Source organism: Oleiphilus sp. HI0128 (genome assembly GCF_001635365.1).
In genome coordinates this window covers 1-538 of sequence record NZ_LWGG01001409.1, presented here as the reverse complement: position 1 = coordinate 538, position 538 = coordinate 1, and the positions used below count along the sequence as shown (strand labels likewise).

General features: G+C 44.2%; 1 protein-coding gene. It reads right to left on the bottom strand.

Annotated elements, in window-relative coordinates; translation table 11 throughout:
* On the bottom strand, positions 1 to 375 hold a 375-nt coding region (locus A3763_RS23160; RefSeq protein ID WP_068760603.1), incomplete at its 3' end, for a thioesterase family protein.
* Positions 376 to 538: the final 163 nt, after the last annotated feature.

Below are 538 nucleotides of genomic sequence, written 5' to 3'. Positions count from 1 at the left end.
ATAGAAAACCACACCGGTCTTTGCCAAGGTAATGATTTTTGGCTTATCTTTGTCATCTGTGGCTTTGCTGACTCGGTAGAGCATTTGGCAGCTTCTATTCGACACCTCCGTGACAGCAATATCAAATACCAATTCATCACCAAAAAAAGCCTCGTCGATATACATGACTTGCAGGTCTGCCAGAATGTAGCCTTGAGCGCTGTCTTCAAGTTCACATATACCTATCGATTCAAAAAAAGCAGCCCTGGCTTCATGAATCATCGAGACTAATTTGTCATGGCCGAGGTGCTTACGGTAATTTACGTCCTGTATCCGAACTGATTGCGACATCGAGAAGTGAGCGTAATCCGGGAAATCGATACTAACTTTGGACATTCTAATTTCCTATTTGCTTAAGACAATTCGGTAATGCGCCTTGCCACTCTCAAGTCTGGCTATCGCTTCATTGACTTGGTCGAACTTGAAGTGCTCAACCTTGGGTTTAATGTCGTGTCGCTTTGCAAATGACAACATATTGCGCAGTGCTTGCGGACTCCCA